The sequence below is a fragment of the Streptomyces sp. NPDC046870 genome (assembly GCF_040704595.1).
In the GTDB taxonomy this organism is placed as follows: Bacteria; Actinomycetota; Actinomycetes; order Streptomycetales; family Streptomycetaceae; genus Streptomyces; species Streptomyces argyrophylli.
The window spans coordinates 15,568-28,752 of sequence record NZ_JBEYXM010000022.1; the positions used below are offsets into that span (position 1 = coordinate 15,568).

The following is a 13,185-nucleotide window of genomic DNA, read 5'->3' on the forward strand; positions in this document are numbered from 1 at the left end:
AATCCGATACCCCCGTGAAGGAGTTCCCCATGGCTTATGACGATCTGCGCAGCTTCCTCGACACCTTGGACAAGCAGGGGCAGCTGCTGCGCATCACCGACGAGGTGTTGCCCGAACCCGATCTCGCGGCCGCCGCCAACGCGACGGGCCGCATCGGCGAGAACGCCCCCGCCCTCTACTTCGACAACGTCAAGGGCTTCACCGACGCCCGGATCGCGATGAACGTGCACGGTTCCTGGGCCAACCACGCGCTCGCGCTCGGACTGCCGAGGAACACACCGGTCAAGGAACAGGTGGAGGAGTTCGCGCGTCGCTGGGACGCCTTCCCCGTCGCGCCCGAGCGCCGCGAGGACGCGCCCTGGCTCGACAACACCCAGGAGGGTGACGCCGTCGACCTCTTTTCGGTGCTCCCGCTGTTCCGCCTCAACGACGGTGACGGCGGCTTCTACCTCGACAAGGCCGCCGTCGTCTCCCGCGACCCCGAGGATCCCGGCCACTTCGGCAAGCAGAACGTCGGCACGTACCGCATCCAGGTGATCGGCACCAACCGGCTCGCCTTCCAGCCGGTCCCCATGCACGACGTCGCACAGCACCTCCGCAAGGCCGAGGAGAAGGGCGAGGACCTGCCCATCGCCATCACTCTCGGCAACGACCCGGTGATGGCGATCGTCGCCGGGATGCCGATGGCCTACGACCGCAGCGAGTACGAGATGGCCGGCGCACTGCGCCAGGCGCCCGCCCCGATCGCCACCGCGCCGCTCACCGGCTTCGACGTGCCGTGGGGCAGCGAGGTCGTCATCGAAGGCGTCATCGAGTCGCGCAAGCGGCAGATAGAGGGCCCCTTCGGTGAGTTCACCGGCCACTACTCGGGCGGGCGCCGCATGCCCGTCATCCGCGTCGACCGCGTCTCCTTCCGTACGAACCCGGTCTTCGAATCCCTCTACCTCGGCATGCCGTGGACCGAGTGCGACTACCTCGTCGGCCCCAACACGTGCGTGCCGCTGCTCAAGCAGCTGCGCGCCGAGTTCCCCGAGGTGCAGGCCGTCAACGCCATGTACACACACGGCCTCATGGTGATCATCTCCACGGCCAAGCGGTACGGCGGCTTCGCCAAGGCCGTCGGCATGCGCGCCATGACGACACCGCACGGACTCGGCTATGTGTCCCAGGTGATCCTCGTCGACGAGGACGTGGACCCCTTCAACCTGCCGCAGGTCATGTGGGCGATGTCGGCCAAGGTCAACCCGAAGGACGACGTTGTCGTCATCCCTAACCTGTCCGTCTTGGAGCTGGCCCCGGCGGCCCAGCCCGCCGGCATCACCAGCAAGATGATCATCGATGCGACGACGCCGGTATCGCCGGACGTCCGCGGCAACTTCTCCACGCCCGCCAAGGACCTGCCAGAGACTGCGCAGTGGGCGGCCCGGCTGCAGAGCATGCTCGCAGGCCACGCCTGAACGACCTCCCCGCTCCCCTGAAAGGACACCCCCATGAGCAATCTGCCTGCCGAGTGCCCCCGCTGCGCCTTCGACACGATCGCCCGGCTCGCCACCTCACCCGTCCCCGGGGTGTGGGACGTGCTCCAGTGCGGCCGCTGCCTGTACACCTGGCGAACGACCGAGCCCGCTCGCCGTACGCGGCGCGACGCCTACCCCGAGAACTTCAAGCTCACGCCGGCCGACATCGCGAACGCGATTGAAGTGCCGACGGTGCCGCCGCTTCTGAAGTAGCGCGTTGAGTGCTGCCGCACACCGGCGCCTCGACAGCTCAGTCAGCGCCGCATCGGCTGCTCGCCCAACACCTCAGGCCGGCGAGCAGCCGCGACGCAGATACACCGTCTGCGCCAGCAGCTGGCGGACCATGGAGGTGTCGATCGAATGATCCATCCGATGCTGCGCTTTACCACCCAGCGCCTTTTCCCATGGCGTTCTCAGAGAGGCCGGCGCTGGCGACGGTCACGGCGAGGATGAGGCCGATCGTGTCGGTCAGGATGCCCCCTTTCCTGCCGACGATCTTCTTCGCGGCATCGGTTCCCTGGCCGGCCAGGGGCACGTTGGTGGAGGTCTTGACGCTCTGGGTGTCGATGACGGAGGCGGTCGGCTCGGGCTTGCGGCCTTCCTTCACGCGGGCGAGGGCGGTGAGGTCGTAGTTGAGCTGGGCGAAGATTCCCTCGTCGCGCCAGGCTGCGTAGTAGAAGTAGATGGTGCCATGGCCGGGGAAGTTGTGCGGGAGGTATTTCCAGGGGATTCATAACAGCCTTGACTTGCATAAACGCCCTCTGAGCAGCGACCTCACCAGGGCCGGCGGCCGTAGTCGCCGTGCGGGGGTCTCCCACTCGTCCCGCGAGGCCGAGTCAGGTAGGGGTCGCATCGCGGTCGTCTTCTTGTTGCGGTCCGAGTGGGCCGAGCCGGTGATCGAGCGCGGCACCGACCTCGGGGCAGTTCTCGCGGATGATGTCGAGGAAGGCGTTCAGTGCCGGGGAACGGTCCCGCGCACGGAAGGACAGGATCAGATCGGGCAGAGGCGTGCGCGGGGTCACCTCGCAGAACCACGTGCCCCGTCGTGGAGCGGTCAGCATGCGGGAGGGTCCCAGACCGACTCCCACCCCGCAGGCGGCGAGACCGATGATGGTGTGGACGTCCCTCGCGACGGTCGCGCCGGAGAGCGCCGGGGAGTCTTTGCCCAGCAGGGTCCGCAGTCCGGCGACGACGGCGGGCTCGTCCTCGCCCGGCGCCACGATCAGCGGCTGTCGCTGCAGTTGCTCCACGTCCACCGAAGACTGACCCGCGTACGGGTGCGTGCTGCTCACGACCGCGACCAGGTGGTCATGTCCGATCGGGACCGATACCAACTGCTCGGCTCCGACGCCCCGTGGCCGGCCGAGGCCGATCGCCACGTCCAGTTCGCCGGCGACCAGCGCGGCCGTGCTGCGGTTGGTCGCCATCTCGTGCAGTTCCAGCCGTACTTCAGGCCGTTCACGACCGAACCGGCCCAGGACGTCCGGCAGGGGTTCGAGCAGCGCCGAGGCGATGAACCCCAGGCGCAGCCGGCCCGTCTCGCCGCGTGCTGCCCTGGCCGCGTCGACCGAGGCTGCCGTGATCTCGTCGAGCGCCCTGCGTGCACGGGAGAGGAAGGCCGCGCCCGCAGCCGTCGGGAACACCCCTTGGCGGGTGCGATCGAACAAGCGGGTGCCCACTTCCCGTTCGAGGTCGGCGATCTGCTTGGACAGCGGAGGCTGCGCGATGCCCAGCGCACCGGCTGCCCGGCCGAAGTGTGCGTGCTCGGCGAGGGTCAGTGCGTACCGCAGGTGCCGCGCCTCCATGCCAGCCTTCCGTCATACCTCAGAAGTATCAGCGGCCATCTTGCCAGATCTTTCGCTGGATGATCGGGACCGGGTTGCGTGGAATGCAGTCATGACTGATCGCTCCTCCACAGACACCGTCTTCGTCTTCGTGCACGGGGCCTGGCACGGCTCCGGGCAGTGGGCGGCGACGCAGCGCGCACTCGCCGCACTCGGTGCCGCGAGCGTCGCCATCGACCTGCCGGGACACGGCTTCGACGCGCCACTGCCCGGCGGATACCTCCAGCCCGGCCAGCCGGGCCTTTCGACCGAGAGGTCCGCGCTCGCCACCGTGACGATGGACGACAGCGCCGAGGCGGTGCTGGACACGCTGCGCCAGGGCCGCCACCACCGTCGTGTCGTGCTCGTCGCGCACAGCGCGGGCGGCGGCCCCGCGTCGCTGGCCGTCGAGCGCGCACCCGAACTCGTCGACGAGATCGTCTACCTCTCGGCCTTCGTGCCCGCCGGACGACCCCGGTTCTTCGACTATCTCGGCTCGCCCGAGAACGCCACCGCACGAGGGCAGAGCCTCACCCTGGGCGATCCCGGGGAGCTGGGCGCCGTGCGGATCAACCCGCTCTCGCAGGATCCCGCCTATGTCGACGAACTGCGGCAGACCTATTACCACGACATTCCCTCGGACCGCTTCGACCGGTGGCGCTCGGCGCTGAGCCCCGATCTGCCGCTTGCGATCCCCACCACCCCGGTCATCGTGACCCCGGGCCGGTGGGGGCGCGTTCCGCGGACCTTCCTGCGCTGCGCGGACGACCGGGCGCTGCCGGCGGCCGTGCAGGATCTGATGATCGCGGAAGCCGACCGGGCCGTGCCCGGGAACCCGTTCACCGTGCGCACCCTCCCGGGCAGCCACAGCCCGTTCGCCGCCCGGCCCCGTGAGCTCGCCGCGGCCCTGCTGCCGTGAGCGACGGACGCCTCGTGCTGCCGGTGGTGCTCAGCGCCACTTTCGCGCAGCTGCTCAACGTCACAGTCGCCCAGGTCGCCGCGCCGGTGATCCAGGCCGGTCTGGGCGCCGGTCCGGGCGCCGTGCAACTCGTCCTCGCCGGATACACCCTGACGTACGCGTGCCTGCTCATCCCCGCCGCACGACTGGGCGACCGGTACGGCTACCGTCGGCTGTTCGTGGCGGGCACCGTGGTCTTCACCGTGGGCTCGGTGGCCGGCGCGTGCGCCCCCGACGCCGCGTCGCTGATCACGGCCCGGCTGGTGCAGGGCTCAGGCAGCGGCCTGGTTGCCCCCCAGGTCCTCTCCCTCATCCAGGCCGCCACCCCAGCGGCGCGCCGACCGCGCGCCCTCGGCTCGTACGGTGCCACCATGGCCCTCGCGTCACTGGCCGGTCCCCTGATCGGCGGCCTCGTCCTCAGTGCCGATCTCTTCGGCCTCGGCTGGCGACCGGTGATGCTCCTCACCGTGCCGGTGACGCTCGCCTCGCTGGCCGGAGCGGCCGCGCTGCCCCGCACCCGCGGGGCGGACGGACTCCGCGTCGACAACCTGGGTGCGCTGCTGGTCACCGTGGGAGCCGGCGCGCTGGTCCTGCCCCTGGCCCTGGGGCGGGAAGCAGGCTGGCCCTGGTGGACGTGGGCCGGCTTCGTCGTGGCCGTGGCCGCCCTCGCCCACTTCGTCCGGGGCCTACCGCACCGGCCTGACCCGCTGATTCATCCCGCGGTGCTGCGTGACCGGTCGGCGCGCCGGGGCACGTTGCTGGTGTTCGTGTTCAACACGGGCGTGCCTTCCTTCACCTACCTGCTCTTCCTCCACCTGCAGTCCGCCGTCGGGTACTCGGCCCTGTCGGCCGCGCTGACGTCGGCACCGTTCGCCGCCGCCGCCGTCTTCGGCAGCAGAGCCGCACCCGCGCTCACCCGCCGGCACGGGTCGACGGTTCTCACCGTCGCGTCCCTGGTGCTGGCCGGGATGTGCCTGGCGCTGGCCCCGCTCATCGGCTCGGCGGCGGGACGCCAGGCGGCACTGCCCGTGCTGGCCGTCGGCGGGGCCGCGTTCGGCGCCTTCACCGCGTCGGTGTTCACCCTGGTGCTGGCCGAGGTGCATGGCCCCGCCGCCGGTTCGGTCTCCGGGCTGCTGCCCACAGCACAGCAGCTCGGCGGATCCATCGGAGTGACCGCGGCCGGTCTCGCCTACTACGCCCCCGCCGCCGACGCTGACACCGCGTTCCGGCACGCCATGCTCTACCAAGTCGCCGCCTTCACGATCACCGCGCTGATCAGCCTCGGGCTCCGCCACCGGCCTGGCACCGAGCCCATGCACAGCCACAGCAGTCACGGCGGAAGGGCACGTATGTAACCAGGAGATCCTCGGACGCCGGCGGGCATCTGTCAGACCAGCGTGGGCGCGAGGTCGACGGGGTACGCACTTGCCGTCCGAGCCGGTCGAAGAGCCGCTGTGCTTCATGGTCCGCTCTGCCGCTGGGGTTCGGCGAGACCGGGCCGGGCGGTTCGGGTCCCGACTACGATCCGGCCCTGCCGGTGGAGTGTGCGGACGGACAGGTGGCCTCCCAGGCCGCCTCGATCATCTGGAAGATCTCGTCCACCGTGGCTTTCGGATCGGCCGCCCCACGGGCCAGCGAATAGGCGTCGATCACGAACCTCGCGATCGCCCGGCAGGCCGTTGGGGTCCGTGACAGGCCGGGATCGGCGGCGATGGCCGTTGCCAGCGACTCCGCGTGGCGCAGTCTCATCGACTCCTCGTAGTCCCGCAGGGCAGGTGATGCGTCGATCATGCGCCAGATGGGGGCGGCGCCGTCCGCCGTGCAGTGGCGCACCAGGGCCTGGATCTCGCGGCGCAGCGCGGGGATCAGCGGTTCGTGCGGCGCCCGGTCGGTGACCGCCCGCGTGAGGCGTTGCTCGAAGTCTTCGTCCTGCTCGAACACCAGGGCCTCTTTCGAGGCGAAGTGAGAGAAGAGCGTGGTGACGGCCACGTCGGCCTCGGCAGCCACGTCACGGATGCCTACCGCGTCGTACCCGCGTTCCAGGAAGAGTCGCAGGGCGGCATCAGCGATCTTCTGGCGGGTCACGGCCTTCTTGCGCTCACGTCGTCCGGTCGGCACGGTCATGCATCTCACACTATCAGGTGTGAATCCGTAACGGTTGCAAAACACTAACCGTTAGCGTTACGGTCACCTCATGAAGAAGGTGAGCTTCGCCGAGTTCGGCGGTCCGGACGTCCTGCAACTCATAGACGCCGAGGAGCCCCACGCGGGCCCCGGCCAGATACGCATCGCCGTGCGGGCGGCGGGCGTGAACCCGGTCGACTGGAGGATCCGGGAGGGCCAGGTCCTGGGGGCCCATCCGATCGAGTTGCCCTCCGGAGTCGGGCTGGACGCCTCCGGGGTGGTGGACGAGGTCGGTCAGGGCATCGAAGGGGTCAAGGTCGGCGACCGCGTGTTCGGCGAAGGGTCGAGCACGTATGCCGAGTTCGCCGTGCTGTCGGCGTGGGCCCGTATGCCCGAGGGGCTGACGTTCGAAGAGGCGGCCGGGTACCCCTCCGTGGTGGAGACCGCGCTGCGCGTCATCCGCGAGGTCGGTGTGCAGTCCGGGCAGACATTGCTGGTCAGCGGCGCCTCCGGGGGAGTCGGATCGGCGGTGCTGCAGATCGCCCGTGACCGCGGCATCAAGGTGATCGGAACGGCTGCGGCCGCGAACCAGGACTACCTGCGGAGCTTGGGTGCCGTCGCCACGACATACGGCGAGGGCTGGGTCGAGCGGGTGCGGGAGCTCGGCCATGTCGACGCGGCTCTCGACCTGGCCGGCTCGGGCGTGCTCCGCGAACTCGTCGAACTGACCGGGGACGCGCAGAGGGTGATCTCCATCGCCGATCTCAAGGCGCCGGAGTTCGGCGTCCGGTTCTCCGGCGTGGCCGGGAGCGTGCCGGAAGCGCTCGCCGAGGCCGTCGACCTCATCTCGCGAGGCAAGCTCCACATCCCGGTCGAGAAGTCGTACACGCTCGCCGAGGCTCCGGTGGCACACATCGACAGCCGGGCCGGTCACACGCGCGGGCGCCGGGTTCTGGTCGTCTGAAGCCAGCTACGCGTCGCCCTCAAGCAGAAAGTGGGGGCGACGCCGGCCACGACCTCGCTACTCCGTCGGAAGACAGCGGGCCAAGTCCCAGCGCCCCCCGCCCGCTCTGGCCCGCCGGGACGAAACGGGAACGGCCCCACCGTCTCGCCGTGCCCTACCTCGGATACCTCCGCCCCGATCACGAGGTGGAAGACGCACGGGAGATCGCCCTCACGTTCACTTTGAGGGCGGGCCCGCAACTGGCCGCACTGCTCGACCACGACTGCCGACGGATCAACGCCTACACCAGTGCACGGAACTGAGGGAGCCACACAGGTGCCGAAAGAAGCGGCACGTCGACAGCGAGTGTGGCAGGCGTTCGGGCGGGGGCGGGGTCGGCTCGCGTCCGGAGCCCGACAGCACGGGGCCTCGCGAGAGACAACCGGGCGGCGCACCGGATACGGGCGAGCGACGGGGAGTCGCAGCGGGGAAGACGGCGGGAGGATGCCGGCAGCCTCCGCCTCGTCGGCGGCGGGCCGCCGCGCCGGGGCCGCGCCGAGCGTGGCTGCGAGGACGATCGGGACGGGCGACCGTTACGGGAGGAGGACCCGCTGCACGGGGATCCCGGCAGTGCTCGCCTCAAGTTCCAGCGGCAGTACCTCGCCGGTGCGGGTGACGAAGGACAGGCACAGGTCGGGGCGGCGGAACACCACCTGCCGGTCGCGGACCTCGGTGGCCCGGTCGTAGTGGCGTGCTGTGTCCGCAGCCATCGGGGCGGACATCAGGCCCGCCCCGTCCGGCAGTTCCCTGCGTGCGACCCATTCGCTCACGAAACGGTCGACTGCGCTCTCGCAGCCGTGTTCCAGGATCAGAGTGTGCTCGATCCCGTACGCCTCGATGGTGTCGTGCCAGGTCTGCAGCAGGACGACCTCGACGGCCTGCCGGTCGGTGACAGCGGGAGAGCCGGTGACGAGCGCCACGACGGGCAGCAGCCAGCTGGGAGACCAGCGCGTGATGGCGCAGCTCTCGCCGATCAGCTCGCGGATCCGGCCCAGCATTTCAGGGGCGCGCCGGGCGGCCCCGTCGCGGGCCTGGGCCGAGATTGCAAGTGTGCACAGCTGCTGTCCCTGGGCGCCGAGCATGACCGGCTGCACCTGGCCGGCGAGGTCGTCGCCCACGATGTCGGCCCACCGGTCCCGGATGATCTGCGGGAGGACGACGGGCGGCCGGGCGGGATGTGCTCGCTCACAGGCATTCCTCAAGCGGCGCGGCCCTCGTAGGCCGCACCGCCAGCCTCGCGGACCTCGGACGCGCATGGCAGGTCTCGCGGCAAGGCCCGGCACCGCTGAAACGCTTCCAAGCGTCGGTTCCGCCCGGGTGTCTCCCGGCAGCGTCCCACCGCTCACTACCTCGCTGGCATGGGCTGAACGTGAAGGCCCGCTGCCGTGCTGGGATGCGGCAGCCCCTTGTCCGACGCATGACGGTGCGCTTCGGGTTTTCGGAGCAAGGGCCCGCACCGGCAGCCGCGCGGATCGGCCCGCGCGACCGCCGGTGCAGGCCCGGTTCGGTGGGGTGTGGTTGGTGGGTGATTCAGCAGTGCGTGGACGCGCCGTTGCCGACGAGGTAGTCGTCGAACACCCAGCCGAATCCGTGGACCCAGGTCCAGGTGTTGCCGTAGTCGTTCACCACGTAGCAGTCGTACTGGATGGGAACGCCGTCACTGATGGTGCCGACTGTGGTGCAGGCGCCGTAGGGGCCGGTGTGGACTGCGGCGGGGGCGGCGGAGGCTCGTACGGCTCCGGTTCGGCCGTCCTTGACGGAGTGTGACCAGCCGCTGCAGGTGACTGCGGCGCCCGTCCCGGTCGCGCTTGCGGTGGTCGCCGTGATGCCGCTCACCGTAAGGGTGGCGGCGAGCGCGGTGGCGGTTGCCAGGGCTCGGTGTTTACGCATGTCGGATTCCTGTCGTAAGTGGGTCTGGTTCTCACCGCTCGCAGCGGCGGTGGTTCTGACTGTGGTGGGTGTCTGCGAAAGCGTCCCGGTGTCGATTGCTCTGAAGCCAACGGGATGTCGTGTGCCCCCAATGTGCCGGGGCGGCCTTCGGGAAACCTTCGGGAAGTCTGGAATCGGGCTGTACCTGGTGGTCAGCGGCGGGTAAGCAGAGTGACGTGGCCATGAAGGGCGTGGATGTGGCGGTGCGTTTCGGGGTCCTGGGCGCCATCGCGGTGTGGCGAGGTGGCGTGGCGGTGGGTGTGGGCCATGCGCGGCAGCGTTGGGTACTGGGGGCGTTGATCGCCGACGCTGACGATGTGGTGCCGGCGGATGTGCTGGTGGACCGGGTCTGGGGAGCGGATGCACCAGGTCGGGGCCGGGAAGCGCTGTACAGCTATGTGTCCCGGCTGCGGCGGGTGCTGCCCGAGGCCGGGGCGGACATCGTGCGGGACCAGGGCGGCTATCGGCTGAAGGTGCCGGCCGGGTCGGTGGATGTGCACCGGTTCCGTGACCTGGTCGACCAGGCCCGCGGGATGTGCGACGACGAGCAGGCGGCCTCGTTATGGGAAGAGGCTCTGGGACTGTGGCGCGGGGTGGCGTACACCGGGGTGGACACCCCGTGGTTCAACGCCCAGCGCGACTTCCTCGAACGGGAGCGGCTGGCCGCGCAGCTGGACCTGGCCGACATCCGGCTGCGTCTGGGACAGTACGACCGGGTACTGGCCGAACTGTTCGCGCTGGCTGAGGCCCATCCGCTGGATGAGCGGATTGCCGGTCAGCTCATGCTGGCGCTCTACCGCGGCGGCCGGTCCGCGGACGCCCTGGCGCGTTACCAGGAGATCCGGCGGCGATTGGCGGAAGAGCTGGGCACCGACCCTGGCGCGGCGCTGCGGCAGCTCCATCAGCAGGTTCTCGCGGCAGACCCGGTCCTCACCACATCCGCCCCCAGGTCCGCGACCGGGACCGGATCGAAGTCCGCTCCGGTGCCCCGGCAGCTCCCGGCGCCTCCGCCGTTCTTCGTCGGCCGGGACCGCGAGCTGGCCAGTCTGGATCACCTGCTGGAGTCACAGGCTGAGCGGGGCGGCACGGTGGTGATTTCCGCGATCGGGGGTATCGGCGGCATCGGCAAGACCTGGCTGGCTCTGCGCTGGGCCCACCGGCAGCAGGAGCGCTTTCCCGACGGCCAGTTGTACGCCGACCTGCGCGGCTTCTCTCTGTCCGGCGAACCGATGCCGCCAGAAGCGGCGCTGCGCATGTTCCTTGACTCCCTCGGCGTTGCCCCTGCTCAGATCCCCGCAGACTTGGATGCCCAGGCAGCGCTCTACCGCAGCCTGGTCGCGGACAGGCGCCTTCTCATCGTTGTTGACAACGCCCGTGACACCGCCCAAGTGCTGCCTCTGCTCCCGGGAAGTCCTCATTGCACCGTCCTGGTCACCAGCCGTCACCAACTCGCCGGCCTGATCACCACCCACGGCGGGACCCCTCTCACCCTGGATGTGCTGACCGACGCCGAGGCACACGAGTTACTCACCCGCCACCTCGGCCCCCAGAGGATCGCCTCCGAACCCGAAGCCGTCAGTTCTCTCGTGAAGTACTGCGCGGGCCTGCCATTGGCGATCAGCATCCTGGCAGCCCGTGTCACCATGAACCCCGCACTCACCCTGGCAGCACTGGCCGCGGAACTCCAGGAGACCACGCCGCGGCTCGACGTCCTGGACGCCAGCGAAACGACCGCCAACCTACGTGCGGTCTTCGCCGCCTCCTACCGCGCCCTCGACCCGCAGACAGCCCACGTGTTCCGACAGCTCGCCCTGGCACCCGGCCCCGACATCAGCCTGCCCGCCGCCGCCAGCCTCACCGCTCTACCCCTCCCCCGCCTCCGCACCCACGTGCGCAGACTGCAGGCCGCACATCTTCTCCAGGAACACGCACCAGGCCGCTACAGCTTCCACGACCTGCTGCTCGCCTACGCCACCGAACTCTCCGACACTCTCGCCACCGACAAGGAGCGGAGTGCAACGCTGGGCCGGATACTCGACCACTACGTGCACACCGCGTACGCCGCCGACAGACTGCTACTACCCCACCGGGACCCGATCAGCCTGACACCCGCGGCAGACGGCGTTTCTGCCGAACAGCTCACCACCCATCGCCAGGCTCTGGAATGGTTCACCCATGAGCGAGCACCTCTGACTGCGGCCGTTGAACAAGCGGCGCTCGCCGGCAACGATTCCCACGCCTGGCAACTGGCATGGACAATCGTCACCTTCCTCACCCGAAGCGGACTGTGGCACGACGTGGAGACCGTCGAACGAACGGCCCTGACAGCCGCTGCGCGGCTCGGGGACCACTCGGCACAGGCCGAGTGCCATCGAGAGCTCGCCTACGCCTTCGCGCTGACGGGCCGCGGCCCCGAGGCCAGCCGCGCACTTCTACGGGCGCTCGAACTATCCACGCAGGTCAGCGATGTCCTGGGGCAGGCCCACACCCACATCGCATTGGGCTGGCTGCAGGAGTACCAAGGCGACCAGCAGACCGCTTTCCGTCACGATCTCACTGCCTTGGAGCTCTTCACTTCGCTCGGCCACCGTCCCGGACGCGCCAGAGCACTCAATGCAGTCGGCTGGGACCACATCCAGCTAGGTCACCACCAGCAGGCCATCTCCCACTGCCGGGAGGCGCTGGCCCTGCAACAAGAACTTCAGGATGAACGCGGCCAAGCCGGCACATGGGACACCCTCGGCTACGCCTACCAGCAGATCGGCGACTGCCGTAACGCCCTCGACTGCCACCAGCACAGTCTGGAGCTCAACCGGAAACTGGGCCATCGCTACAACGAGGCAGAGACTCTCGTCCACCTCGGAGAACTCCACCGTGCCACCGGCTCCCTCAACGCGGCACAGGACGCCTGGCAACGAGCCATCGCCATCCTCACCGACGCGGGGCGCCACGACGCCGAACTGGACCGGATCCGTAGCATGCTCCAGAACCTCAGCGGGGCCTTGCGATCGCGGGAGGAACCTTGAACACCTTTCCGCTGTCACCCAGGGCTGGCTCCGCGACCTTCTCTGATGAGAATTCCGAACCCGGCCAGGCGGACGGCGGGGCCCGGCTGCTGCCAGCGGGGCCCCGCAGGGGTGCGGCGTCATCGGCGCCGGTCAGACGGGTGCCGGCCGGGATCGGTCGTCCGTGGGTTCGAGGCGGACGACGATGCCCTTCGACGTGGGCTCGTTGCTTGCGTCGGCAACGCTGCCGAGCGGCACCAGGACGTTCGTCTCCGGGTAGTAGGCGGCGGCCGAACCCTTGGCCGCCGGGACCCCGAGCTGAAGGCGCCGCTGACGCTGTGCCCGTCGACCACTGACCCGGCGGTGGCACGTGAGTGGCTTGCGTGGACGGTGGCCGGGCTGGAGGGGCTGTGCTTCAAGCGGCTGGATGAGCCGCAGCGGCCGGTGCGCTCCTGGCTCACGTACAAGGTGCGGGTCACGACCGAGGCCATCGTCGGTGCCGTCATCGGCTCCGTCGCGGTGCCCGGACGGTGCTGCCCGGCCGGTACGACGCCACGGGCCGCCTGCAATACGCCGGCCGCAGCACCACGCTGTCCCGGGCCGCCGGCCATGCCCCCTCGGCCGGGGACGAGCTCATCGCAGAGATCGCCAAAGACATCCAGGACGGTGCTCGCGAACTCGCGCGGCCCCCTGTCCTCACTCGACGGGGAGGAGCTCCTGCGCTGCTCGGGCCTTCTCTGTCAAGTTCAGAACCGAGGCGGTCTCTCCTGCAGTCGGCCAGTCGACGGTGTGCTGGATGTGTTGAAGGACGTTGACGGGCTCTGCG

At 69.7% G+C, this 13,185-nt stretch carries 11 protein-coding genes and 1 pseudogene; 7 read left to right on the forward strand and 5 right to left on the reverse strand.

Features of this window, described 5'->3' with window-relative positions; translation table 11 throughout:
• Positions 1-29 precede the first annotated feature (29 nt).
• Both AB0946_RS32320 and AB0946_RS32325 read left to right on the forward strand, forming a co-directional pair.
• Positions 30-1,457, forward strand: coding sequence for a non-oxidative hydroxyarylic acid decarboxylases subunit C (locus AB0946_RS32320; protein ID WP_366764231.1), 1,428 nt, complete (start codon positions 30-32; stop codon positions 1,455-1,457).
• Between the two features lie 33 nt (positions 1,458-1,490).
• A complete protein-coding gene (locus AB0946_RS32325) occupies positions 1,491-1,730 on the forward strand; it encodes a non-oxidative hydroxyarylic acid decarboxylases subunit D (protein WP_132791731.1) in 240 nt (79 codons plus the stop codon).
• A 187-nt stretch (positions 1,731-1,917) separates the two neighbouring features.
• Here the strand turns inward: AB0946_RS32325 and AB0946_RS32330 are convergent.
• Positions 1,918-2,247, reverse strand: a pseudogene (locus AB0946_RS32330) (IS5/IS1182 family transposase); the annotation flags it as partial.
• Between the two features lie 106 nt (positions 2,248-2,353).
• The gene (locus tag AB0946_RS32335; RefSeq protein ID WP_366764232.1) at positions 2,354-3,322 is read right to left on the reverse strand and encodes a LysR family transcriptional regulator; all 969 of its coding nucleotides are present in this window, start codon (positions 3,320-3,322) and stop codon (positions 2,354-2,356) included.
• 91 nt (positions 3,323-3,413) lie between these two features.
• Here AB0946_RS32335 and AB0946_RS32340 point away from each other — a divergent pair, with 91 nt between their 5' ends.
• A complete protein-coding gene (locus AB0946_RS32340; RefSeq protein ID WP_366764233.1) occupies positions 3,414-4,259 on the forward strand; it encodes an alpha/beta fold hydrolase in 846 nt (281 codons plus the stop codon).
• The gene (locus tag AB0946_RS32345; protein ID WP_366764234.1) at positions 4,256-5,653 is read left to right on the forward strand and encodes an MFS transporter; all 1,398 of its coding nucleotides are present in this window, start codon (positions 4,256-4,258) and stop codon (positions 5,651-5,653) included. The genes AB0946_RS32340 and AB0946_RS32345 overlap by 4 nt, the downstream gene beginning before the upstream one ends.
• Before the next feature lie 163 nt (positions 5,654-5,816).
• Here AB0946_RS32345 and AB0946_RS32350 read toward each other — a convergent pair whose 3' ends face one another.
• Positions 5,817-6,422, reverse strand: coding sequence for a helix-turn-helix domain-containing protein (locus tag AB0946_RS32350; protein ID WP_366764235.1), 606 nt, complete (start codon positions 6,420-6,422; stop codon positions 5,817-5,819).
• A 70-nt stretch (positions 6,423-6,492) separates the two neighbouring features.
• Between AB0946_RS32350 and AB0946_RS32355 the strand changes: the two genes are divergently transcribed.
• Both AB0946_RS32355 and AB0946_RS32360 read left to right on the forward strand, forming a co-directional pair.
• Positions 6,493-7,386: an NADP-dependent oxidoreductase gene (locus AB0946_RS32355; protein WP_366764236.1), complete on the forward strand. Its 894-nt coding sequence runs from the start codon at positions 6,493-6,495 to the stop codon at positions 7,384-7,386.
• A gap of 149 nt (positions 7,387-7,535) precedes the next feature.
• Positions 7,536-7,688: a hypothetical protein gene (locus tag AB0946_RS32360; protein WP_366764237.1), complete on the forward strand. Its 153-nt coding sequence runs from the start codon at positions 7,536-7,538 to the stop codon at positions 7,686-7,688.
• A gap of 270 nt (positions 7,689-7,958) precedes the next feature.
• Here the strand turns inward: AB0946_RS32360 and AB0946_RS32365 are convergent, their stop codons facing one another.
• The gene (locus tag AB0946_RS32365; protein WP_366764238.1) at positions 7,959-8,627 is read right to left on the reverse strand and encodes a hypothetical protein; all 669 of its coding nucleotides are present in this window, start codon (positions 8,625-8,627) and stop codon (positions 7,959-7,961) included.
• Positions 8,628-8,955: 328 nt separating this feature from the next.
• Positions 8,956-9,315: a hypothetical protein gene (locus tag AB0946_RS32370; RefSeq protein ID WP_366764239.1), complete on the reverse strand. Its 360-nt coding sequence runs from the start codon at positions 9,313-9,315 to the stop codon at positions 8,956-8,958.
• 221 nt (positions 9,316-9,536) lie between these two features.
• Here AB0946_RS32370 and AB0946_RS32375 point away from each other — a divergent pair, with 221 nt between their 5' ends.
• Positions 9,537-12,380, forward strand: coding sequence for a BTAD domain-containing putative transcriptional regulator (locus AB0946_RS32375; RefSeq protein ID WP_366764340.1), 2,844 nt, complete (start codon positions 9,537-9,539; stop codon positions 12,378-12,380).
• The last annotated feature ends 805 nt before the right edge of the window (positions 12,381-13,185 follow it).

Bases quoted from the DNA above. Each gene is read 5' to 3' on its own strand.
- AB0946_RS32320 (WP_366764231.1), top strand. From the start codon at position 30: ATGGCTTATGACGATCTGCGCAGCTTCCTCGACACCTTGGACAAGCAG.
- AB0946_RS32325 (WP_132791731.1), top strand. From the start codon at position 1,491: ATGAGCAATCTGCCTGCCGAGTGCCCCCGCTGCGCCTTCGACACGATC.
- AB0946_RS32335 (WP_366764232.1), bottom strand. From the start codon at position 3,322: ATGGAGGCGCGGCACCTGCGGTACGCACTGACCCTCGCCGAGCACGCA.
- AB0946_RS32340 (WP_366764233.1), top strand. From the start codon at position 3,414: ATGACTGATCGCTCCTCCACAGACACCGTCTTCGTCTTCGTGCACGGG.
- AB0946_RS32350 (WP_366764235.1), bottom strand. From the start codon at position 6,422: ATGACCGTGCCGACCGGACGACGTGAGCGCAAGAAGGCCGTGACCCGC.
- AB0946_RS32355 (WP_366764236.1), top strand. From the start codon at position 6,493: ATGAAGAAGGTGAGCTTCGCCGAGTTCGGCGGTCCGGACGTCCTGCAA.
- AB0946_RS32370 (WP_366764239.1), bottom strand. From the start codon at position 9,315: ATGCGTAAACACCGAGCCCTGGCAACCGCCACCGCGCTCGCCGCCACC.
- AB0946_RS32375 (WP_366764340.1), top strand. From the start codon at position 9,537: ATGAAGGGCGTGGATGTGGCGGTGCGTTTCGGGGTCCTGGGCGCCATC.